This window comes from Adonisia turfae CCMR0081 (genome assembly GCF_011009555.1).
Classification (GTDB): Bacteria; Cyanobacteriota; Cyanobacteriia; order Phormidesmidales; family Phormidesmidaceae; genus Leptothoe; species Leptothoe turfae.
The window spans coordinates 6,569,097-6,593,110 of sequence record NZ_QXHD01000004.1 but is presented as its reverse complement, the minus strand read 5'-3'; the positions used below and the strand labels follow the sequence as shown (position 1 = coordinate 6,593,110).

Here is a 24,014-nt window from a genome sequence, read left to right as displayed (position 1 = left end):
CGGGAGAGCGTTATCAAATTTGATTGGTCACAAACGTGTTGCACTGCTCGATATCCCCCGTTGCCAAACCTTGCTTAAACCAGCGTACACGTTGTGCAGAACTACCGTGGGTAAAGGACTCAGGCACTACAAAGCCTTGGGACTGCTGCTGCAAACGATCGTCTCCAATTTGACTAGCCGCATTCAGCGCTTCTTCAATATCACCGCTCTCTAAAATATCGCGGGCTCGATCAGCACGGTTGGCCCATACCCCCGCGAAGCAATCGGCCTGAAGCTCTAAACGGACTGATAGTTGGTTAGCTTCAGCTTTATTGGCACGGCTTTGCAGTTGTCGTACCTGACTAGAAATGCCCAGAACATTCTGCACATGATGCCCAACTTCATGGGCTATCACATAAGCCTGGGCAAAATCACCAGGGGCCTGGTGACGGCTCTTCAAATCGTTGTAAAAGCTTAGATCGATGTAGACCTGCTGATCAGCCGGACAGTAAAATGGCCCCATAGCTGCTTGACCTAAACCACAGGCAGACTGAGTAGATCCAGAATAGAGAACCAACGTAGGCTCCGGATAATCTTGACCAATCTGTTCTTGGAAAATTTGATTCCACGTATCTTCAGTATCAGCTAGGACCACGGATGTGAAATCCGCTAACTGATCTTCAGCGAGAGAGGTTGAAGATTGTTGCGTTGGAGCTTGGGTTTGAGCAACTTGATCTAAAACAGGGCCTGGATCGCCAGTCACAAGGGTCACGACGGCAGCCAACACCAGAGCCCCTAAACCACCACCACCGACAACCAGAGAACTTGTAGCACCACGACGATCATCGATATTGCTACTGCGCCGCCCCGTCTTTTTCATGGCTGCCCCTTAGATAAGTTGTCAAAGATTTGATATTCAGAACTTAAAGCACACAGTTGGTACTTACACGGAATATAGCATCGCTATTTGCACCGACCAATCAAACCAAGGGATCTCTTAGCATTCAGCTAAAGTAGCTATTTTTCTTGATCTGCTCGTTTTTCAAGTGCAGCTATATAACGGTCGATACGGTGATCTTGCAAACTGCCTGAGATAATGCGCCAGCTGAACATAACGTTGAATCTGATCCGTTCATCGACATGGCGATAGCGCTGCCAGCGGCGGGGTAACCCACTGACAACATCATTACCATTGACAAAACGCCAGGTATTGGGAACCCGGCGATTATAGGATTCAGCAAATGCTTTATTACCCACACGCGGAGCCCCAAAGGTATAGACTTCTACCGATATATCAGGGGAAAAGTTGTATTGCAAATCTACAGCACACAACTTAGCTAAAGCGCCTCCCAAACTATGGCCAGTTACCAACCAGCGAGTCATCTCACTTTGATGTACAACGGACTGGATTTCAGACCTGGCGGCAAGATAGGCCTTAGTAAATCCTGAATGCATTTTCACTCCAGACTGGGAGGTGCCATAGACAGCAGGATAGTCCAGTTGTTTGTTATCTATGACGGCCCCCGTCACGGCAGACCAGCGGGCAAAATCCAAATTGGTAAGCCAGTCGCGATCAGCATCGCTACCACGGAAAATAACGTATCCGCATTGGGTCTCGGGATCTTCTAGTAAGGCAACCTGTGTATCAGTACGCTCGATATCAAACAACGTTGGCATCAGATTAGGGCGCATACTAAATCGGAGCCGTTCGTTGAAATCTCTGTAGACTTCATTCGATAGATGGGCGCATCGTAATGCGACTTTGTAATCTAGTTCCATAAATAAAGTCCTACCCCATAGCAAAACCCTCTTGGGTCAGTGTGCCGTATAGTCCAATTATCTATACGCGTCATTGATAAAAATTAAGCCTTCACGATAAATAGTGAAGGCTAAGGGGTTAACGTCTCCCCTCCAGTTGGAACTGACTTCAAGAAAAGGGGGCTAGATTCCAGGTCATCTTACTAAAACAGTATTGATCTGCTACGCACTTACCAAGGGAGCTGCTTTAGCCTTGAAGTCAGCCGCATTCAGGGCTAATACGGCTTCGTCTGGATCTTTGACACGGAACTGAGCTCCAAGACGCACCACCTGGCGATGTCCTTGGTGGGTGATCATAGCGACAACGGGAATTTTAGCTGCGCTTTTATCTTCCCCTTGCTGGTTTTGAATGACATTACGGAGGCGATTTTGCTGCACGATGTCTCCGGCAATCGATGGAGGCAGCTCAACCGTCACTAAGCGCACATCTTCAATGGGTTCAGCATCATCAACAATCATCTGCACCTGATCGTCACGTCGATCGACCTTACCCCAAATCATTAATCGCGCATCGGCCTTAATATGCATGCCAATGCGGGCATAGGTCCGCGGGAAAACGACAGCTTCAGCTTGACCACTTAAATCTTCGATCTGAAGAATTGCCATACTGTCACCTTTTTTAGTGGTGATGGGCTTCATGGCACTAATCATTACGATGGCGCTAAGGGTCAGCTTTTCGGGCTGTTCACCCAGCTCGGCTAAGCTGATGGGAGCCAAAATACGAGCTGGGCGCTGCACTGACTTGAGCGGATGATCGGAAATATAAAAGCCGAGCAGCTCTTTTTCTAAGCGCAGGCGTTCTTGGGGATCGTAATCCTCCATGGGAGGAGCTTTGGGGGCGGCTTCGTAGGCACCGGCATGATTGGTCTTGTCATTGGGTGTTGCGGCTGTCTCGCCTCCACCTAACATCATGTCAAAGATATTGCCCTGGCCAATTTCGCGATCTTTGGCGCGGGACTGAGCCCAATCAACGACAAATTCTAAGTCAGCATTGAGCTGACGACGGTTGCTGTTGAGGCTATCTAATGCACCAGAGTGTACCAGGGCTTCTAAGGCACGGCGGTTGACGGCGCGGAGATCGATGCGATCGCACAATTCCGGTAATGACCTAAACGGTCCATCCTCTTCACGACTCTGAATCAGCGTCTCAATCGCACCCAAGCCAACATTTCGCACTGCCGACAGCCCAAACAAAATGCAGTTATTTTCCGGCGTAAAATCCACGCCAGAACGATTCACATCCGGCGGCAGCACCTCAATGCCCATGCTGACGCAATTAGCAATGTGCATCTGCACCTTATCCTGATCACCACTAATGGCCGTCAGCAGTGCTGCCATATATTCGACCGGATAATTGGCCTTCAGGTATGCCGTCTGATAGGTGACATAGCCATAGGCCATGGAATGACTTTTATTAAAGCAATACTGGGCAAAGTTCACCATTTGGTCCCAAAGGTTTTCCACCGTCTTTTTAGGCACACCATTGGCCACCGACCCTTCAATGAACTTGCCCCGGTGCATATCCATTGCCGATTGCTTTTTCTTACCCATAGCTCGGCGCAGCAGATCTGCTTCCCCAAGGGAATAGCCCGCCATATCCTGGGCAATTTTCATGATCTGCTCCTGGAAGATCATGATGCCGTAGGTCTCTTCTAAAATCGGCTGGATCAGCTCATGGGGATAATCGATCTGCTCACGACCGTGTTTGCGGTTGATAAACTTCGGAATTAAGCCTGCATCGAGCGGACCCGGTCGATATAGAGCGAGGACTGAAGAGATATCATCCAACCCGTCAGGTTTAAGATCGCGCACAATCTGGCGCATGCCCGAGGACTCAAGCTGGAATACACCCCCTAACTCACCGCGACTCAATAGCTTGTAAGTTTCTGGGTCGTTGTAAGCGACCTTATCCATATCGAGGGTTTCACCACGGGTCTGCTCCACATAGTCCACCGCTTTTTGGATCATGGTGAGGTTGCGCAGACCCAAAAAGTCCATCTTTAGTAGACCAACTGCTTCTACATCTTCCATGTAGTACTGGGTGATGACGGCACCATCGTTATTACGCTGTAGCGGCACCAGTTCATCCAGCGGCTTAGCAGAAATCACCACACCCGCCGCATGCATACCAAAGGTTTTGTTAGTACCTTCAATGGTAATGGCCATATCAAGCCAGCGGCGATAGGTAACGGCTGTTCCCGGCACCAAGTCACCACTTTCGTACTTTTCCTGAAACGCTTTCTCGGGCGTTTTATCAGGGTCGATCATCACCTTGAGCTTGGTGGGTTTACCCCGAGCCACTGGGATCATCTTGGCCATTTTGTCGGACTCGCCGTAGGGAATATCCAACACACGGGCCACATCTTTAAGCACCGCCTTGGAGGTCATGCGGTTAAAGGTGATGATCTGAGCAACATGGTCCTTGCCATACTTTTCCGTCACGTATTCAATCACCTTCTCCCGTTTTTCAATGCAGAAGTCGGTGTCCACATCAGGCATGGATTTACGTTCAGGGTTTAAGAATCGCTCGAACAGTAGACCATGGTGAACCGGATCAATATTGGTAATGCCCATGCAATAGGCCACCAGGGAACCTGCCGCCGAACCTCGCCCTGGTCCCACAGGAATCTTGGTATCACGGGCGAACTTAATGTAGTCCCACACCACCAAGAAATAGGTAGCAAAACCCATTTGGTGCATCATCTGGATTTCGTATTCCAGGCGTGCTTGATACTCTGGCGGCGCTTCGTCGTAGGAAGTAATGTTTAACCGTTCAAGCAAACCATCGCGGGAAACCTTGGCCATATAGGTTTCGCCAGTATGTCCCTCGGGCACTGGAAAGTTCGGAATCTGAGGATTACCGAGAATGTCATATTCTTCGATTTTTTCGGCGACTTCAACCGTATTGGCTACGGCTTCGTCGATGACATCCTGGGGTAGATGATCACGGAAAAGACGACGCATTTCATCAGCGGATTTTAGGTACTCGGTGCCGCTGTAGCGCAGTCGTTTGTCTTCGGTGACGAGCTTGCCGGTTTGGATGCAGAGCAGTGCGTCGTGGGCTTCGACATCGACACAGGAAATAAAGTGGGAATCGTTAGTGGCAATAATTTTGATATCTAGCTCGCGGGCAATACGGATGATTTCCACATTTACAATGCGGTCTTCGGGCGAGCCGTGGTCTTGGATTTCTAGATAGTAGTCTTCGCCAAAAAGGTCCTTGTACCACTTGGCAACGCGGTAGGCGACATCCAGGCGATTTTGCATAATGGCCTGGGGGACTTCACCACCGAGGCAGGCGCTGGTGACGATCAGACCTTCGTGATATTGCTCCAGCAGGTCTTTATTGATGCAGGGACGGGAAAAGATACCGCGACCTTGGACACCGTCCAGGTGGGACTTGGTGGTGAGTTTCACCAGGTTTTTATAGCCCTGGGTGTTTTTGGCAAGGATGACCTGGTGGTAGCGGGGGCGCTTTTCTTGCTTAGTGATGTCGCCATTAATCAGGTACATCTCGTTGCCGATGATGGGCTTAATACCTGCTTTTTTACAGGTTTTTAGCAGTTCGATAGCCCCGTACATGACACCGTGATCGGTGAGGGCAATGGCGGGCATCCCCATTTCGACAGCTTTGGCCGCCAGTGGTTCTAGCTGGCTGGCTCCGTCGAGCAAGCTGTAATCACTGTGGATGTGCAGACCGACAAAGGACATAGCGCTCGCCTGTATTTAGTACAATTATACTATATAGACCTTGTGGCTTGAAGCGTTTGGGTTAGCCACTAGCTATAGAGTCTGGATTCTAAGATTAGCCGATTTATAGCGCTACATCTAGTTAATTTAACAAAGGATTTCTAGGTGATGATTGCCCCTACAGGGTTATCTATTTTGAATTAGGTTACTGAATTTGGATTTGGATAGATTTTGGATAGATTAAGGAAAAAGTTCTTGAACCATAAGCAACAGGATGCCTATTGACCATGTTTGCTTTGCTGCTGAATCAACTTAGCTACTAGGCCAGTCCAGCCCGTTTGATGGTTGGCACCGATACCGGCTCCATTATCGCCATGAAAATATTCATGGAAAAGAATATAGTTCTGCCAGTGGGGGTCTTGCTGAAACGGAGATGAGTCACTGCCGTAAACAGGGCGATTGCCTTGCTCATCTGGTAGGAAGATACATGTCAATCGTTGGGAAAGTTCTGCTGCCACCTCCCATAGATTCATCCAATGACCTGACCCCGTAGGACATTCAATTTTGAAATCATCACCTAAGTAGTGGTGGAATTTTTGGAGAGACTCAATTAACAGATAGTTTACTGGGAACCAGATTGGGCCACGCCAGTTGGAATTACCACCAAACAACCCACTACTGGATTCTGCTGGTTCGTAATTTACGCAAAACTCTTCACCATTGGCATTGAAACAATAGGGATTCTCAGCGTGATAGCGAGATAGGGCACGGATGCCATAGGGGCTGAGAAATTCGTTTTCATCTAGCAGCTTGTTTAGGATGCAGCGTAGCTTATCGGTGGGTTCCACCTCACCCAGGGTGGCGTAGCAAAGGGCCAGCATGCGGCGAGCACCCACACCTTCTGTTTCCATACAGGCCACATTCTTCTTCAGATCGGTACGATTTTCGATAAACCACTCTAGCCGTTCTTTAAAGCCAGGTACTTGCTCTAACAAATCAGGTTCTAGTGTCATCACAGCAAAAAGCGGAATTAGACCCACCATAGAGCGGACCTTGAGCCGCTGACGATCGCCGTTGGGAAACTGCAGCACATCGTAGAAAAAGCCATCTTCAGCATCCCATAACTGAGAGCGGTCCTGGCCGATGTGGTTCATGGCATCGGCAATGTAGAGAAAATGCTCGAAAAACTTGGTGGCCATGTCTTCATAGACTGGGTTTTCCTTGGCTAGCTCTAGGGCAATGGTGAGCATATTCAAGCAGTACATGGCCATCCAGCTGGTGCCATCGGACTGTTCTAAATGTCCGCCGGTGGGCAGGGCAGAGCTACGGTCAAAAACACCGATATTATCTAGGCCAAGGAAACCCCCTTCAAAAACGTTGCTGCCTTTGGCGTCTTTGCGGTTTACCCACCAGGTGAAGTTGAGTAGGAGTTTTTGGAAGATGCGTTCTAGGAAAGTGCGATCGCACTTTCCAGTCACCTTCTGCTCAATCTTATAAACTCGCCACGTCGCCCAGGCATGAACCGGCGGGTTCACATCCCCAAATGCCCACTCATAGGCTGGAATCTGACCATTGGGGTGCATGTACCACTCCCGCGTCATGATATCTAACTGGTACTTGGCAAACTCCGGATCCACCATGGCAATGGGAATACAGTGGAACGCCAAATCCCAGGCCGCAAACCAGGGATATTCCCACTTGTCGGGCATCGAGATAATATCCTCAGCATTCAGGTGAGTCCACTGATTATTGCGCTGCCGATTTTCTGGCGGTGTCGGTGTTGTCGGATCGCCCTTGAGCCAACGGTTCACATCAAAACCAAAATATTGTTTGCTCCATAGCAGGCCAGCAAAAGCCTGACGCTGAACGGCTTTTTCCTCATATTTCATCGGGAAAGGAGAGACTTTTCGATAGAAGTCATCCGCATCTTGTTGTCGAGTGGTCAGGGTAGTTACAAAAGACTCTCCAAAGGGATTTGAAAGTTGAGACTGATCGCTCAACCGTAAACAAATCACCTGACTCTCTCCAGGAGGAATCGTTAATGTGTAATGAGCCGCTGCCTTCGTTCCTGTCAGCCCAGGATTAACCGCCCCTGTCTCACCTTGAACCACATAGCGATGAAAGGCATCTTTAACGTAGGGAATTGGATTGGCAGATCCAAAAACTGCTTGGTAGTTGGTCTCATTTTCCGTAAAAAGAATAGGAGAATTCTGCACCAACCCCTTGCTTTGACAGTAGAGCCAACGAACCCCCAAGTCATTATGGAAAGCCTCCAGAGTACTGAAGCCTGATTGAGTATCTGCCAGTTTGAGACTTGGTTTTTCTGCGTTTTCTTCCCAGCTCCAGGTGTTGCGAAACCAGAGGGTGGGCAACACTGTTAATGTTGTGGCTTCTGGGCCTCGATTTGCAACAGTAATTTGAATGAGAATATCTTCGGGCGCTGCCTTAGCGTATTCGATAAAGACATCGAAGTAGCGATTTTCATCAAAGACGCCTGTGTCCAGGAGTTCATATTCTAGGGAGTTGCGATCGCGCCACTGATTTTCCTTCACCAGCTCACCGTAAGGATAGGCTGCCTGCGGATACTTATAGAGTGCCTTCATATAAGAATGTGTCGGCGTACTATCCAAATAGAAGTAATACTCCTTCACATCTTCACCATGGTTGCCCTGACTACCCGTCAGCCCAAATAATCGCTCTTTGAGAACTGGATCCTCCCCATTCCAAAGTGCCAGGGCAAAACAAAGGCTTTGTTTTGCATCAGAAATCCCCAGCAAACCATCCTCACCCCACCGATAAGTCCGTTTATGGGACTGGTCATGGGAGAAATAATCCCAAGCTTCCCCCGTTGCGCTATAGTCCTCGCGAACGGTGCCCCACTGACGTTCGCTGAGGTAAGGTCCCCAGATTTTCCAGGTGTCTGGATTGGTGTGCAGGCGATCGTATTCGGCGGTCATGGCGGGTTTAGGGGCAATGGACAGCGGTAGCCGTTGCATCAGCAACTACCATAATGATGTCCCAATGCCAGAGGTCATTAGGTAGCGAATTTGCTGGATAGGGACGTCTTGTTGAGGGAGATAAATGAGTTCCTGACCAAACGTCCCAAGAAATGTAAAGCAACATTGCTGCCGCTATAGATAAATCACTGGAGGGTCACTATATGATTACTTATGCGGATCTAGCGACTACTTATCGCGCGGTTCCTCCTAAAGATTCTCGGCCTCAGAAGCGATCAAGCCTGGTTGCCCATTGGACCAGAGTCAATGGCAAGTTAGTCTGCCAGTGGGTACCCATCCAATCTCAAGAAGAATAGTTATCAAACCGTAAGGGTATCCCTTGTGGATGACCATGGGATGCCTCATTCCCCCTGAGAACTCGGAAGAACTTACAACAGCATTTACCCTATTCGTACTTCCTGCGATTTAAGTATTGCGATCCCATGGAGATGGTTCGCACATTCGCTGACGGCGGCAAAAATTGACAGGAACGCTGTATTGCCTGATAAAGGATGTCTTCGTAGATCTCACTTTCCACGACGTATGCCCCAAAACGGGCTAGATGGGGGTTCATCATTTGAGCATCGAAAAGTAGAAAGTTTTGCGATCGCAGCCACTCCACAAGCTTCACCATCGCCACCTTCGAACCGTCGGGAACCGTAAAAAACATCGACTCGCCGATAAAAGCTCCCCCTAGCACAATGCCCAAAATAGCGCCTGCCAGCTGATCCCCCTGCCAGGCTTCAAAGCTATGGGCATGGCCTGCCCGGTGCAGCATGCGATAAATTGCCTTCAATTCATCTGAGATCCAGGTAGTCTCACGATTGGCACAGCCTTCAACCACGCCATCAAAATCCCGATTAAACGCAATTTCAAACCGATTTTGATTGAGTACCCGACGTAGCGATTTTGGGTAACGAAATCGCTCATCCAATGGAATCAGTGCTCGTTTACGGCTGGAATACCAATTGAGCGTTTGGTAATCGCTATCTGCCATTAAAAAATAACCCTGGGCATAACACTGCAAAATATGGGGAATCGAGTAAGCCATAGCAGCTGTGACAGGGGGACTATCCCGTTACATTCTTCAAACCCTTCTCCTACCGTAGCCTAAAAAAACTTACCCTAAAAGAATCTAGAACCGAAAAAATACAGGTATCGCCGCAGCATCTGCTATGACTGAACCAATTCAATCCGTCACGTTACCATCTCCTCAAGATCCACAGCAAGAAGGCGAATGGCTCAGAGCATCGCTGCAAAACTGGTTAGATACAGAGTTTTTGCCAGAAGCGGTCAATCAGGACATTGCCCAACGTGCATCTCAGGTCTTCGTACGCCAGCGGATGGAAGGGGAAAATGAGCTGATTCCCTTGGTGATGGCCATTTTAACTGAATTGCAGTCCTTCGATTTTTCCAAAAGCTTCTACAGCGAGTTTTCTGTCGCCAATGCTGTCGGCGACTTATTGCTAGAAAGCCTGGGCATCGATCGTTGCTGCGGAGCTTAGGGGATGCTCTGGTTAGCCCTTGCCAGCGGCACCGCCCTTTGTGAAGCCCTCAAAGATGCCACGGGGAAACAGGCGCTGAAATCGTTAGATGAATATTCGGTTTTATTAGGCTTTACCAGCGCTGGAGCCTTATTGATGGCCATGTTGATGCTGGCAACCGAAGGTCCACCGACTCTGGGACCTGATTTTGGGTTAGCAATTCTGGTGGGGGGCAGCTTAAATATTTTGGCCTTCACTCTCTATACACGCGCCATTAAAATTGCGGACCTATCGCTGACGGTGCCATTGGTCACCTTAACGCCATTGTTTTTGCTGGTCACATCCCCCATCATCGTTGGCGAATGGCCCACTGGCTTAGACGTGATGGGTGTGCTGTTTCTCATTGTGGGTTCCTACATACTGAACCTGAAGCCTAGTGAGGGCTTGACGTTGGCCCCCTTACGGGCACTCATGACCAATCCAGGTAGCCGCATGATGATGGGTGTGGCGTTTTTATGGAGCATCACGTCCAATTTTGATAAGGTTGGCACCCTAAATTCATCCTCCCTTTTTTGGGGCATGTCGCTGTTTGGGACAATTGCGATGGGTATGATGCCCTTTGTTGTGCAGCGGGCCTGGCAAAAGGGGGCAGGTTTGGTGATTGGGGAATTGCGATCGCAAGCCCTATTCGTTGTGCTCGCAGGTGTCTTCAACGCTATCGGCGTTAGCCTCCAGTTCATCGCCCTCACCCTGGCCCCAGTAGCACAGGTAATCGCAGTCAAGCGCATGAGTGCCTTAATTTCAGTTGGCTTTGGCTACGCCCTATTTGGCGAAACAGGCCTGAAAGAGCGCCTATTAGGAGCAGCCATTATGGTCAGTGGCGTTGCCATCATGGCAATGGACTAAACCATGGGTTCCATCTTTACGCAAACTCTGAGTATCAACACTCGATGAATTCAATGTTGCGATAGAATAGCTTTTATAAATTTAAGTGTCTGTGCTGGAGATCCCCGATGCTGACTCTAAAGATCGTTGTATATCTGACTGTTGCATTTTTTGTAGGTCTATTCGTCTTTGGCTTCCTCAATGGCGACCCCTCTCGGAATCCTGGCCGCCAAGATATGGAATAATTCCTGCTAAGCGCTAGTTTCGAAAGAGTTCCAATGAATTTTGATTAGGCTCCTTGGCTAGTCCAGCTAAGGAGTTTTTAATGCAAGTCAGTTTTCACCCTGAGGGACTGTTTCAACGCTTGTGTTCATGAGGGTTAGTATTACGCTAACCATTGGCCGTTTTTAACAATTTCCATGGCCCTAATCGATTTACCTCCTGAACCTTCCCAAAATCAGCTATCAACAGTCTCAATCAGCACAGTTTCACCCAAAACTAAGCACAACAGCGGGGCTCAACACCTACTCACCCATCACCACCCCACGCCTTGGCAATCGACCGATGGCCTTCTAGAGCCTTCTTTTTCCCCTAGAAGCCTGATTCCTGTCGGACAACTGTCAGAGCCCAATGCGGATGATTTCTCTAAGCCCAATCTGGCCCAATTACCTTCCCTACCGCCTCAAACGGAAGTGGCACCAGCTGCAAGTGACGAAGCAGCTGGGGATACCGTCAATGAAGTAGTCGATTTAGAGGACGCCGAGGCAGTCGATTTAGAAGACACCGAAGCAATCGATTTAGAAGACGCCGAAGCAGTCGATTTAGAGAATCCTAATCCCAACGCTTTCGAGGAGCGAGAGATTGAGGGAGTAGCGGACGATAGCTTAGTCCCTCAGCCAGCAGCAGCGGAGGGCTCTGATGAGGGCTCTGATGAGGGCAACGAGACTGAAACATCGGAATCAGCAGAACCTCCTTCTACCACAGCACCTACTGAAGCATTAGATCCCTCAAAATTAGAAATTACAGCCGACACCCAAATCTTTGACTCTGATAGGCAAGTGGTGATTGCCCGAGGCAACGTCGTGTTCAAGCTCAACGATGCCTTTTTATTAGCCGATGAGATGTGGATCAACTTAGTTAATCGCTATGTCCTGGCAGAAGGCAACGTAATTTTGACTCGTGGCGAGCAAGAAGTTCGAGGTGAACGAGCTGAATATAGCCTTCTGCAGGAAGCAGGCACCATTTTTGAAACACGGGGTGAACTTTTTTTACCAGAACTCGAAGACGACTTTGCAGCCCCAACGGAGAGACCTGTCACTAGCCGGACAGTATTCGACCCCCTCAACCCAGACGAGGACGTCACTGCCGTCCGAAGAGTCGGGGGGGTTGAGTTGAGTTCTCGGCTTCAAGGCAGTAACCCCGGATCCTTACCAGACGCAGAAGGCGGCATCAGACGCATCCGCTTTGAAGCCGCACGAGTCACCTTTGATGCTGAAGCTTGGGTAGCAGAGGAGGTGCGATTAACAAACGATCCTTTTTCTCCACCGGAGCTCGAATTTCGCACTGACCGACTGACGTTAGTGACACTCTCACCAACCGCCGATTTGCTCACGACAGAAAACCCTCGCTTGGTTTTTGATCAAGGGTTTTCCCTACCCCTATTAAAGTCCAGATATATTCTGAATCGTGGAGAACGCGAGCAGAATCAAATCAACCCTTTTTTGATCAGTATTGGTAGCGACTCTGAGGATCGTGGTGGCGTTTTTTTAGAAAGCGAAGTCCCTATTGTCGAGAATGAATCCACATCCTTTAGCATTACTCCCCAGTACTTTTTAGAACGCGCTACAAATCAAGGCCTGGCTAATTCAGATGTATTTGGTGTGGAAGCTGACTTTGACACGCGTCTAAGCCCAAGCTCCAACCTTTCTGCACGAGTCAGATTGACCAGCTTAGATTTAAGAGAAGCTGAAGATAACCTCCGCGGCAGTATTCGTAATCGCTACCTTATCGGCGATCATCTACTGTCCGCAGAATATAGCTATCGCGATCGCCTTTTTAATGGCAGTCTAGGCTTTCAAAATGTCCGCTCCAGTCTCGGTGCAGTCCTGCTGTCTCCACCCATTAATTTAGATAAGCGTGGCCTTATCCTGACCTACCAAGCTGGCGCACAGTTAGTCACCTCTAGAACCGATCGTATCGATCTTCTGGGTAGGCCACGGGGTGGCGAAGATCTGATCACATTAGGCCGGATGCAAGCCAGCGCACGCTTGCGCAAAGGATTTAACCTCTGGCGCGGCACCCCCCTGCCTGCTACCCCCACAGAAGGCTTACGTTACACCCCAGCCCCAGTGGTCCCTTTTCTAAACCTCAACGTTAACTTGCTGGGAGTGGCGTCTTACTATACGAGTGGCGACTTTCAAGAGGAACTCTCTGCAGATGTACGTTTAGACGGGCAGATTGGACATCTGTCTAAAAATTTTTTTGACTACACTCGCTTCAACCTGGGCTATTCCCAAGACATCCTTTCAAGCGATAACTCTCCTTTTTTGTTTGATCGAAATGTAGATCGACGCGTGGTTAGTTTTGGTGTGCTCCAGCAGATTTTTGGGCCTATTTTGCTAGGCTTTCAAACATCAATAAACATTAATACTGGGGAAACCGTTAACACCGACTTTATTTTCGAATACACTCGCCGCACCTACGGTTTGGTTTTTCGCTACAGCCCAACTAGAGAAACAGGTTCCATTGGATTCAGACTTAGTGATTTCAACTGGCTTGGCAGTGGCAGCCCCTTTGATGAGCCCAATATTCGCCAGGTAGATAGTGGTGTGGTAGAAGAACGTTAGGCCTTTACTTAATCAGCGTTCACCACATCGTAGGAATACGGGAATCAAACAAAGTTTAAGGACTGCATCAAGGACTGATGTCCAAGGGTAAAGTTAAGACTTATATGGGTTCAATAAACCTATAAATATTATTTCCCAAGCGTATTAGGAAATTGTTACTTCAACAATGAATCAAATAATACGTTGGGCTAGAGGTATTAACCATGATGGCATCTGATCTAGAGCGAGAAGCACAACAGGCCATTACTCTGCTCAAGTCCTTTAGCCTGGAGTTGGCTCAATATAGTCCTGAAAGCCAAGTCTTGTATTGGCTTAACCACTATCGTGCTAACTGGATTCGAGATGCCATTATCGAGGCAGTATATCAAGGGCGCTACAAAGTTATTTCGGTTCAGCATATCCTTAGCCTATGGCAACGGCGTGGACAGCCTATTCGTCACTTTACGTCTGGCTTTGGGCAAGTCATTGCTGACCATCTTGGGACTCCGCTACATTTGACCACAGCACCACAGCCTGAGATCACATGCCCCAGTCACACGATGAACGAGCTGGGTCAGCGCAAGACTATGTCCTCATCAGGGTTTACAGAAACCGTCTCAACCGCCAAAGGCATCCACAGTAGATCATCTGATGTGGACTACGGCCATTACCCTGGGTTATCCATCGAAGCATTTCCAGTGCAGCCCGAGGATACGCTGGTTGAAGTTTATCAAGCTGATCCATCGCATCAGCCTCATCAAACGATGGCATCCAAAGCAGAAGCTAGGCCCAAGGCATCTCCCCATAAGACTGAGGCGGCCTATTCAGACTATATTCCTATGGTTAGGTCAGCTCCGATCCAACCGTTTCGACCAACACTTCAACTTAAGCGTATTTCTAGGGTTTGATATCACCCAGACGAATTTCTGAACAAAATGAAGCCATCGTTTGCCCCTGGTCGCCACTGAGAACATTGGTGCGCATCCGTAATTTGTCAGTGATAAACCACCAACGCTCTTCAGCTCGCAAACCATCAGCTGCCGTAACAATCGTTAGAACTTCATTCTCAAACCGATACTGACTGACTTGAGATCGGGCTTTACCCTCAGGTTTGCTGATTAACTTACCGTTATCGTCATCGGTTGCGATCGCAGCCAACAACGTTACCAGGGTTCGCGTTTGGCCATCTACGGTACTCTTCTGGGCAATCCGTAACCCGCCTACGGCATCCGTGGCAGAACAGCTCGCTTCATTACAGAGCTGAATCACAGCATCCGTACCAGCGTCCATGTAGGTAACTTCTAAATCTGATTTACCCGCCTTTGAGTTTCCTGCCTTCAGGTAGTGTGTAGTGCGCTGCGAAAACCACCGTCCTTCTTGCTTTTTAAAAAAGTTCACATTCTGCATGAATAGGTCTGACTGGAGTGACATACATAGCCACAATTCGTTATCTGCCTTTAAGTTTACGCTGTGACGGTCGTGTCAAATTCATCAGTTCACTGGCTAAACCCTAGGCAAGCCAAACATCTCCAGTCATTGAGGGCAATTCACGATGATAAGCTTACAAATGCGAATTAAAAACTCTTTTAGTCTGTGGTGAAATTTCAATGACCCAACCCGATCAAACGCCCTACCTTTTAAGAGCCGCCAAGGGCGAAATCTTGGATCGACCACCGGTCTGGATGATGCGTCAGGCAGGTCGGTACATGAAGATATATCGCGATTTACGAGAGAAGTATCCCTCTTTTCGTGAGCGTTCTGAGAACCCAGAACTTGCTATTGAGATTTCACTACAGCCCTGGCGGGCATTTCGCCCCGATGGCGTCATCATGTTTTCAGACATTTTGACCCCATTGCCAGGCATGGGCATCCCCTTCGATATCGTAGAGAGCAAAGGCCCCATCATTGAGCCTGCAATCCGCACTCAAGCTCAAATCGATGCCCTGCGCCCGTTGAATCCTGAAGAGGATTTACCCTTTATTCGACAGATTTTGACTACCCTCAGACAAGAAGTAGGCAATGCATCAACAGTGCTTGGGTTTGTGGGGTCTCCTTGGACGTTGGCGGCGTATGCAGTGGAAGGCAAGAGCTCTAAGAACTACTCTGTGATTAAAGGCATGGCCTTCTCGGAGCCCAAGATGCTGCATCAGCTGCTGAGCCACCTGGCAGATGGCATTGCCAAGTATGTACGCTATCAAATTGACTGCGGTGCTCAGGTTGTCCAGCTATTCGACTCTTGGGCCGGGCAGCTAAGTCCTGAAGACTATCGTACTTTTGCTCTGCCTTATCAACAGCAGGTCGTACGCCAGGTTAAAGAAGCTCATCCTGATACCCCTCTCATCCTTTACATCAGCGGCAGTGCTGGCGTACTGGAACTGATGGGCGAGTCTGGTGTAGATATCATCAGCGTCGACTGGACAGTTGATATGGCCGATGCCCGTCGTCGTCTCGGTCCTAACATGAAGGTACAGGGTAATGTTGACCCTGGCGTTTTGTTTGGATCGAAGGATTTCATTCGCGATCGCATCCTCGATACCGTACGCAAAGCCGGTCGTGGTGGGCACATCTTGAATTTGGGCCATGGCATTCTTCCTGGCACTCCAGAAGAAAATGCAGCTCACTTCTTCGAAACCGCCAAGCAGCTTGAAGATTTGCTAGCAGTTCCTGCTTAAAACGCAAAGCCACCGCCACAGCTACAGCCCATAGCTGATTGATGGGCTGTAGCTGCAATCATGCACTCAACCAGGCGTCACACCAGCTGTTATAACTGCTACGCAAGGTAATACTATGGATACTTAAATATCGCGCCTGCTTAAACCGTGAGTCAACTGGCACAATCCCTTCAATCGTCACCGCAGAGAATTTTTATCACTGGTGCCAGTGGGTGTATAGGCCATTATGTCCTTGAGAACTTGCTTGAGCATAGTCATCATGAGCTTTTTCTACTATTGCGTCATCCAGATAAGCTCCAACTAGATATTTCTCAGCAGCCGAGGGTTCACATATTACAGGGCGATATTCGTGAAATTGATCAGTTTGCCAACCTACTTGGCACCATAGACACTGCAATCCTCATCGCCACATCCTGGGGAGGCGCACCTGCAATCTACGACATCAATGTCACAGCTAATTTGAAGTTGATGGAACTGTTAGATCCTGATCGGATTAAACAGGTGCTCTACTTTTCAACCGCGAGTATTTTAGACCGTCAAAATCAGCCCCTCAAAGAAGCCGGCAACGTCTCCTTTGACTATATTCGCAGTAAATATCAGTGTCATCAAAAGTTAAAAGACCTAGCCATATATCCCAAAATCACTACCCTATTTCCCACACTCGTTTTTGGGGGTGATACCAACAAACCTTACTCGCATATTTCCAGTGGACTAACCGAAGTCACTAAGTGGATCGATTTAATTCGCTTTTTTAGTGCTGAGGGTACGTTACATTTTATCCATGCTCAAGACGTTGCCACGATGGTTACCTATCTAATTGCCCATCCGCCTACGCAAGACGACTGTAGGGAGTTGGTATTAGGCAACTCTGCCCTTGCCGTGGATGAGGCTGTAACCGCAGTCAGCCATTATTTAGGTCGATCCATTTACTTCCGTATCCCTCTATCCCAGAGACTCATCGACTTTTTTATCAAACTATTTAAGGTGCGTCTGGAAGATTGGGACCACTTTTGTTTAAAGTATCGTCATTTTACTTATCAAAATCCTCTGACCCCTTCTAGTCTTGGCCTAGACAACTACTGCACAACTGTTGCCGATCTTTTTCAAGCAACGGGTATTGCATCAAAGCAAAGAAAAACACGCTAAACTGTGTAACGCAGTAAAGTCATGTAGCAGTAATGCTACTTGGATCAGTTAATAACTGGTTATTTACTGCCCCAGTTCAAAAATGATTGTGTTAAGAAGTGGGACCTCAAGGCCCACTTTTTATTTTGTTTAATTTACTACGTGTCCATGGCTCACCCTGTTATTCCACAGGTACTTGAAATAGCTGCCCCCATTGCCACTGACTTGGGATTAGAGGTAGTGGGCGCGGTTTTTCAAACCAACCATAACCCACCGGTTTTACGGGTTGACGTCCGTAACCTCACCCAGGACGACACTAGCCTAAACGACTGTGAAAAAATGAGTATCGCCTTAGGTGAAGCATTAGAAACCTCTAATACACTACCTGATGCGTATGTTCTAGAAGTTTCCAGTCCTGGCGTTTCTGATCAGCTGCAAACTGACCGCGATTTTATCGTTTTCAAGGGGTTTGCCATTGAAATCACTCTCCATACACCTCACAAAGGCAAAAAAGTATGGATAGGTACACTACTAGAACGAACGGAAAGCAAACTAGCTATTAGTCAACGAGGTCGTCGCGTTGCCATACCCAATGAGTTAGTAGAAGCAGTACAACTGAGCAATCAAGTTGAAGCATAGCCGCTCATTGCACCACTTCATCGCTACAAAACGCCTATCACCTCAGCGTAACGCGCCAGGATATCAGGGCTAAACCAGCATCATTCTTACTTTTATTCACATCTATTCGCATCGAAGTCTAGTTATTTAAGGAGGAGAAAGCCCATGTCAATGGTCAGTCTGCCCAGCCTACAAGAAATGATTGAAGGCATCAGTCGAGAGCGTAACTTACCTCGTTCCGCTGTAGAACAGGCCCTCAGAGAAGCTTTACTCAAAGGTTATGAGCGCTATCGTCGTACTCGCCGCATGGATAGCGCTCAATTTGATGAAGACTATTTTGACAACTTTGCTGTGGAGTTAGATCCAGAGGAAGAAGGCTTTAGGGTCTTATCGAGCAAAACAATTGTCGAGGCTGTTGAAAACCCTGACCATCAAATTTCTTTAGCAGAAGTAGTCGAAGTTGCCCCCGAGGCTCAGATAGGAGACGAGGTGGTGCTTGATGTTACGCCAGAGCAACGCGACTTTGGCCGCATGGCCGCGATTCAGACCAAACAAGTGCTGGCTCAAAAACTACGTGATCAGCAGCGGCGGTTAATCCAGGAAGAATTTCAGGACTTGGAAGGTACCATCCTCCAAGCACGCGTACTGCGATTTGAGCGTCAGTCCGTGATTATGGCCGTTAGCAGCGGCGTTGGCCAACCAGACGTAGAAGCAGAGTTACTCAAACGGGATCAATTACCCAATGATAACTATCGAGCCAATGCCACATTCCGTGTAGCACTGAAAAAAGTCTCAGAAGGATCTCACCGTGGGCCACAATTACTAGTGTCCCGTGCAGATGCCAGCCTTGTTGTTGAGCTATTTTCCAATGAGGTACCTGAAATTGAGGACGAAGTAGTCCGCATCGTTGCCGTGGCCCGTGAGGCTAATCCCCCATCTCGTTCAGTAGGCCCTAGAACCAAAATTGCTGTTGATACCCTAGAACGGGATGTTGATCCCGTAGGTGCCTGCATTGGTGCTCGTGGTTCTCGCATTCAGGTTGTTGTCAATGAACTGCGAGGTGAAAAGATAGACGTTATTCGCTGGTCCCCAGACCCAGCCACCTATATTGCCAACGCCCTCAGCCCTGCACGGGTTGACGAGGTGCGATTGATGAATCCAGAAGATCGTCAAGCCCATGTGTTGGTCCCTGAAGATCAGCTTAGTTTAGCCATTGGGAAAGAAGGTCAAAATGTAAGGCTAGCAGCACGTTTAACCGGATGGAAAATTGACATCAAGGACTCAGCTAAGTACGACTATGAGGCCGAAGATGAGAAGGTACGGGCTCAACTGGAAGCTAAACGTAAGCAAGAGGAAGAAGCAGCGGCGGCCTTAGCGGCACAAATGGAAGCCATTAAAGCAGCAAATCTAGCAGCGGCGGCCGCTCAACAAGCTGCCGCAGAAGCAGCGGCTGTAGAAGAGCCTGAAGTCCTTGAGAATGAGGGACCTGCCTATGAGGGGGAAAATGAGGGACCCGCTTATGAGGAGGAATAAGTTAGTTTGATGCGACCGAATTATCGACGCTGTGTGAGCTGCCGTAAGGCAGCCCATCGAGATCAATTCCTGAGGGTCGTTCGCACTTATCCAACAGGCACAATCCAGCTGAACTATGGCATGGGACGTTCCGCCTATTTATGTCCTCAGATAGATTGCTTAAACTCAGCACACAAGAAAAATCGGCTTGGTCGTTCCCTTAAGGCACCTGTGCCAGAGGAAATTTATCAACACTTGCACCAACTCATTAAGCAAAAACTGGCATCACCCCGATAACAGATTCAAGCTTGATCATTAACAGCTTCTGAAATGTCCACAAAGGCTTACATGCAAATGACCTAAGTAGTTCAGTTAAAGCTTTTGAGCTTTTGCCTGGCTGCGAATACTTTTTAGGGCTGATGCTAAGGTAGAATTTAAGACCTGTGCTAATTTTTGGTCGGGAATTCCTGATACTGTCAGAATATTATTGAGCGGGGATGGGGATACATCCATTTTCATCAGTACCCACAATGGCCACATTAGTGCTAAGAGTCGATAGAATAAGATATTGCCCATAGTGCCCAAGGGTAAAATGTCATGTCGTTTCGATAAGGGCAGTAAGTCTATGTGACACCTTTCTTTGAAAATTTGCGAGGAATATTTGGATGAACAATGGCAAAGTCAGGATATATGAGTTATCTCGGGAGTTGGATTTAGACAATAAAGATATTCTGGCCATCTGTGAACGTTTGAGCATAGCAGTAAAGAGCCATAGCAGCACTATTACTGAATCGGATGCGGAACGGATTCGTGCAGCTGCATCAGGAGCGCCAAAGCGCTCATTACAAAAGCCGCCTCCGAAACCAAAGCAAAAACCGAACCTGACCAAGCCTAAAGCCCCAAATCGTCCCGTTCGAAAACAGCAAATTTTAGAAGTTAGGCGTCATCAGTCATCAGAACCTAACTCTCCTGAGAAAAAAGTATCTCCTCCTCAGGCTCCCAAAGATGCTTCTCCAGCCAAGTCGCCATCCTCGGATGACTTACGACAGCCACCAAATCGCCCTGGACGACCAAACAAGCCATCTGTGCGTCCTCCTCAGAAGCCAGTACCTCGTCCTACTGGGAATACAAATGGTGCCAGTTCTTCTGGGGCTACGTCCAGTGAGCCATCCGACCAGGCTGTACCGGTATCCAAACCACAGATTGTTCAACCTAAGCTAGTCTCTCCTCCATCTCGTACCCAAGCACCACGTCCTAAAGTAGCGAGGCGAAGTGATGATCCAGATGCCAAGATCCCGGTGACTGAGGTCGGTAGATCGGTCGAGGCTCAGGATAAGCCAGCTGCACTTAAGGCGAAACCAAGCTTAAAACCAAAACCAGTTATTGAGGTCCGCCGACCAAAACCGTCTAGTCCAACGGCTGATGAGACAGGTGCTACAGATACAGATACAGACGATACCAGCAGTGGTGGCCCCGTTTTAGTTGGCGCACCTCGACGTCCTGACGTACGCCGACCTTCAGCTCCAGCACGTCCACCCAAACGAGGGAAGCCTCGTGGTGAGAGTGAAGAAGAGGAAATGCGGCAGCGCGCTAGCAAGAACGCAACGAAGAAGCGACGTGCTCAACGTTTAGATGATGATGATGACATTGAAGAACTAGAGGCAGGTCTGTCTGGTGATTCTTCAGCAACGCCAATCAGTATTTCGTTGATGCGGCCACCTAAGCCTAAGTCTCATCAGAGTCAGGCCAAGCCAGCTGCTGTGAAAAGCCGTTCTATGCCAACTCGGGGTGGTTCATCACGCAATAATCGGCGCGATCGCAAAGTCGAAGTCGTCGAAGACAAGCCCGAACTAATAATTCTAACCAACGGTCTGACCGTACACGAATTAGCTCAAGAGATTAAAGAACCTGAAACTGAAGTTATTAAGTTCTTGTTCTTTAAAGGCATCGCTACTAATATCAATCAAACCTTGGACATTCCCACGGCCAGGATGGTAGCTGAAGCCTTTGATATCCAGGTAGAAACTGCTGAAGCCGAGTCTGAAGCAAAGAAAACCACCGAAATGATTGATGAGGGCGACCTCGAAAATCTGAAGCAGCGTCCACCAGTGGTCACCATCATGGGTCACGTTGACCATGGTAAAACCTCGCTTCTGGATGCTATCCGTGAAGCTAAAGTTGCCAGTGGGGAAGCCGGGGGTATCACCCAGCACATTGGTGCCTACCACGTTGATGTCGAACATGAGGGCGACAATCGCCAGGTTGTCTTCCTAGATACCCCTGGCCACGAAGCATTTACAGCAATGCGTGCTCGAGGTACTCGTGTTACTGACATTGCAGTGTTAGTGGTTGCGGCAGATGATGGTGTGCGTCCTCAGACGATTGAGGCAATTAGCCACGCCAAAGCAGCTCAGGTACCCATTGTTACTGCTATAAACAAGGTTGATAAAGAAACAGCTAACCCTGATCGCGTCAAGCAAGAACTTATGGAGCAAGGTCTGGTTCCTGAGGAATGGGGTGGCGATAGCATCATGGTGCCTGTGAGTGCCATAACTGGTGAGAACCTTGATCTGTTGCTAGAAATGCTATTGCTACAGGCTGAAGTTGAGGATCTACACGCTAATCCTGACAGATTAGCAAAGGGAACCGTTATTGAGGCCAACCTGGATAAAGCACGAGGCCCTGTGGCTACCTTACTTGTACAAAATGGCACTCTGAAGATTGGCGATTCAATGGTCGTCGGCTCTGTCTTCGGTAAGGTGAGGGCAATGTTAGACGATCGCTTAAACCGTGTTGAGGCAGCTTCACCATCCTTTGCCGTTGAGGTTCTAGGTCTCAATGACGTACCTCAAGCAGGTGATGAGTTTGAAGTCTTCAAGTCTGAAAAAGAAGCTCGTGCTATAGCTGATAGCCGAGCAATCGATCAGCGTCAGTCTAGGTTGCAGCAAGCGATGGCATCTCGACGGGTAACCCTCAATACCCTGTCTGCCCAAGCTCAGGAAGGCGAACTGAAGGAACTCAACATCTTGCTGAAAGCAGACGTTCAAGGTTCTGTTGAAGCAATTCTGGCATCTCTACAACAGCTGCCCCAGGACGAAGTTCAAATTCGTGTGCTGATGGCTGCTCCAGGGGAGATTAGTGAAACTGATGTTGACCTAGCTGCTGCCAGTGGCGCAGTCATCATTGGCTTCAACACCACTCTAGCGCCGGGAGCACAGCAAGCTTCTGACCGTCTAGGTGTTGATATTCGAGACTACGACATTATCTATAAGCTCCTAGAAGATATTGAAGGCGCTATGGAAGGTCTGCTTGAGCCTGAACTGGTGGCAGAAGATCTGGGTGAAGTCGAAGTCCGTGCTGTCTTCCCAGTACGTAAAGGGGCTGTTGCAGGCTGCTATGTTCTATCCGGTAAGGTAACTCGAAATTGTAAGATTCGAGTCATGCGTAATGGCACTCAGGTATATGAAGGTAATCTAGATTCACTCAAGCGTATGCGGGATGACGTGAAAGAAGTTGCCTCTGGCTTTGAGTGTGGTATCGGTGTTGATAAGTTCAGTAACTGGCAAGAAGGAGATCGCATTGAGGCCTTCAAGATGGTCACGAAGCGACGGACCCTAGCCGGGCGTTCTCAATAGGACTTATCGTCAGCAATCCGCTGTATAAAGCTAGTCGATACAAGAAAAACCGGTGATATTACCAGATTGCCTCCATTTCTTGTATCGACTAGCAACAAGTCGATACAAACCGTGATTATAGGCACAACACGTCCATTGGTCCTGCGTTATCGTATGAGTAGAAGATGCTGAAATATCCTATCAAATCAGCTTACACAGGAAACCTATGGCTAGTATATCCTCCACTCTATTTAGCTCTGAAGATACGAATGTATGGTTAAGCTTGCAGCGAGCTATATGTAGTAGTACCGGGTTCCAGAGATGGAAGTCCGAACTACCAGCTGACACCTTGGATAAAACTCCACTAGAGCAATTGGTAAGACGATATCTGCGAGAGACCTTAGAAACTCTTGCTTATTAAGCTAAAGACAAAAGCTTAGTGAATTTACAGAGCGTCTCTTGATGTATTTTCAATCTAAACGCTTTGACCAGCACTGATTAAACATTAGCCATAAAGGGAGGTTTAGTAACCTCCCTTTTTTAGTAACAAGCATATCTACTTATCGAACATCGATGAATGCATATCTCCAAATGAGAAGCGACGCCAACAGCACTTTGCTTTGACCATAGCTGTCTGTTTCCAGCTAACGTTTCAGCAATCACTTATAGCCTAATGAAATAGGCTTGCCAAGTTGTCAGTCTCAAACAAAACAAGAATTGCGTATCTATCCCCTTAAAAAATCAAAGGCCCCCATCCGAAGATAGAGGCCCTTTTGACTAGACTAGGTTACAAAAC

General features: G+C 48.3%; 19 protein-coding genes. 12 read left to right on the top strand and 7 right to left on the bottom strand.

Annotated features, from left to right (window positions below; translation table 11 throughout):
• Positions 1 to 13 precede the first annotated feature (13 nt).
• From ypfJ to DXZ20_RS31905, 4 genes are all read right to left on the bottom strand, one after another.
• A complete protein-coding gene (gene ypfJ / locus DXZ20_RS31920; RefSeq protein ID WP_163702836.1) occupies positions 14 to 859 on the bottom strand; it encodes a KPN_02809 family neutral zinc metallopeptidase in 846 nt (281 codons plus the stop codon).
• A gap of 137 nt (positions 860 to 996) precedes the next feature.
• Entirely contained in the window at positions 997 to 1,758 is a 762-nt protein-coding gene (locus DXZ20_RS31915; protein ID WP_163668169.1) for a lipase family protein, read from the bottom strand.
• A 201-nt stretch (positions 1,759 to 1,959) separates the two neighbouring features.
• Entirely contained in the window at positions 1,960 to 5,508 is a 3,549-nt protein-coding gene (locus DXZ20_RS31910; protein WP_163668167.1) for a DNA polymerase III subunit alpha, read from the bottom strand.
• A gap of 257 nt (positions 5,509 to 5,765) precedes the next feature.
• Positions 5,766 to 8,444, bottom strand: a complete 2,679-nt coding sequence (locus tag DXZ20_RS31905) for an MGH1-like glycoside hydrolase domain-containing protein (protein ID WP_163703684.1) — start codon at positions 8,442 to 8,444, stop codon at positions 5,766 to 5,768.
• 203 nt (positions 8,445 to 8,647) lie between these two features.
• Here DXZ20_RS31905 and DXZ20_RS31900 point away from each other — a divergent pair, with 203 nt between their 5' ends.
• Complete coding sequence (locus DXZ20_RS31900) at positions 8,648 to 8,800, top strand: hypothetical protein (RefSeq protein WP_163668165.1); 153 nt, start codon at positions 8,648 to 8,650, stop codon at positions 8,798 to 8,800.
• An 89-nt stretch (positions 8,801 to 8,889) separates the two neighbouring features.
• Here the strand turns inward: DXZ20_RS31900 and aat are convergent, their stop codons facing one another.
• A complete protein-coding gene (gene aat / locus DXZ20_RS31895) occupies positions 8,890 to 9,534 on the bottom strand; it encodes a leucyl/phenylalanyl-tRNA--protein transferase (protein ID WP_163668163.1) in 645 nt (214 codons plus the stop codon).
• A 124-nt stretch (positions 9,535 to 9,658) separates the two neighbouring features.
• On the opposite strand from aat, the gene DXZ20_RS31890 reads away from it, so the two are divergent.
• From DXZ20_RS31890 to DXZ20_RS31870, 5 genes are all read left to right on the top strand, one after another.
• Positions 9,659 to 9,988 (top strand): DUF8822 family protein, encoded by a 330-nt coding sequence (locus DXZ20_RS31890; RefSeq protein ID WP_163668161.1) that lies wholly within the window; start codon positions 9,659 to 9,661, stop codon positions 9,986 to 9,988.
• 3 nt (positions 9,989 to 9,991) lie between these two features.
• Positions 9,992 to 10,873, top strand: coding sequence for an EamA family transporter (locus tag DXZ20_RS31885; RefSeq protein ID WP_163702835.1), 882 nt, complete (start codon positions 9,992 to 9,994; stop codon positions 10,871 to 10,873).
• Positions 10,874 to 10,980: 107 nt separating this feature from the next.
• On the top strand, positions 10,981 to 11,097 hold the full coding sequence (locus DXZ20_RS31880) for a photosystem II reaction center protein I (RefSeq protein ID WP_006516789.1): 117 nt from the start codon (positions 10,981 to 10,983) through the stop codon (positions 11,095 to 11,097).
• A gap of 174 nt (positions 11,098 to 11,271) precedes the next feature.
• Positions 11,272 to 13,698, top strand: a complete 2,427-nt coding sequence (locus tag DXZ20_RS31875) for a DUF3769 domain-containing protein (RefSeq protein ID WP_163702834.1) — start codon at positions 11,272 to 11,274, stop codon at positions 13,696 to 13,698.
• Between the two features lie 203 nt (positions 13,699 to 13,901).
• The gene (locus tag DXZ20_RS31870; protein WP_163668155.1) at positions 13,902 to 14,585 is read left to right on the top strand and encodes a hypothetical protein; all 684 of its coding nucleotides are present in this window, start codon (positions 13,902 to 13,904) and stop codon (positions 14,583 to 14,585) included.
• On the opposite strand, the gene DXZ20_RS31865 is transcribed toward DXZ20_RS31870, so the two are convergent.
• Positions 14,575 to 15,108: a phycobiliprotein lyase gene (locus tag DXZ20_RS31865; protein ID WP_250565998.1), complete on the bottom strand. Its 534-nt coding sequence runs from the start codon at positions 15,106 to 15,108 to the stop codon at positions 14,575 to 14,577. The two genes, DXZ20_RS31870 and DXZ20_RS31865, sit on opposite strands and share 11 nt — an antisense overlap.
• A gap of 176 nt (positions 15,109 to 15,284) precedes the next feature.
• Between DXZ20_RS31865 and hemE the strand changes: the two genes are divergently transcribed.
• From hemE to DXZ20_RS31840, 5 genes are all read left to right on the top strand, one after another.
• The gene (gene hemE / locus DXZ20_RS31860; protein WP_163702832.1) at positions 15,285 to 16,349 is read left to right on the top strand and encodes a uroporphyrinogen decarboxylase; all 1,065 of its coding nucleotides are present in this window, start codon (positions 15,285 to 15,287) and stop codon (positions 16,347 to 16,349) included.
• A gap of 147 nt (positions 16,350 to 16,496) precedes the next feature.
• A complete protein-coding gene (locus tag DXZ20_RS31855) occupies positions 16,497 to 17,495 on the top strand; it encodes an NAD-dependent epimerase/dehydratase family protein (RefSeq protein WP_163702831.1) in 999 nt (332 codons plus the stop codon).
• A gap of 147 nt (positions 17,496 to 17,642) precedes the next feature.
• Entirely contained in the window at positions 17,643 to 18,113 is a 471-nt protein-coding gene (gene rimP / locus DXZ20_RS31850; RefSeq protein ID WP_163702830.1) for a ribosome maturation factor RimP, read from the top strand.
• A gap of 144 nt (positions 18,114 to 18,257) precedes the next feature.
• Positions 18,258 to 19,625, top strand: a complete 1,368-nt coding sequence (gene nusA, locus DXZ20_RS31845; protein ID WP_163668147.1) for a transcription termination factor NusA — start codon at positions 18,258 to 18,260, stop codon at positions 19,623 to 19,625.
• Between the two features lie 9 nt (positions 19,626 to 19,634).
• Entirely contained in the window at positions 19,635 to 19,901 is a 267-nt protein-coding gene (locus DXZ20_RS31840; protein WP_163668145.1) for a YlxR family protein, read from the top strand.
• A gap of 75 nt (positions 19,902 to 19,976) precedes the next feature.
• Here the strand turns inward: DXZ20_RS31840 and DXZ20_RS31835 are convergent, their stop codons facing one another.
• Positions 19,977 to 20,180: a hypothetical protein gene (locus DXZ20_RS31835; RefSeq protein WP_163668143.1), complete on the bottom strand. Its 204-nt coding sequence runs from the start codon at positions 20,178 to 20,180 to the stop codon at positions 19,977 to 19,979.
• 89 nt (positions 20,181 to 20,269) lie between these two features.
• Between DXZ20_RS31835 and infB the strand changes: the two genes are divergently transcribed.
• Entirely contained in the window at positions 20,270 to 23,239 is a 2,970-nt protein-coding gene (gene infB / locus DXZ20_RS31830) for a translation initiation factor IF-2 (RefSeq protein WP_163702829.1), read from the top strand.
• The last annotated feature ends 775 nt before the right edge of the window (positions 23,240 to 24,014 follow it).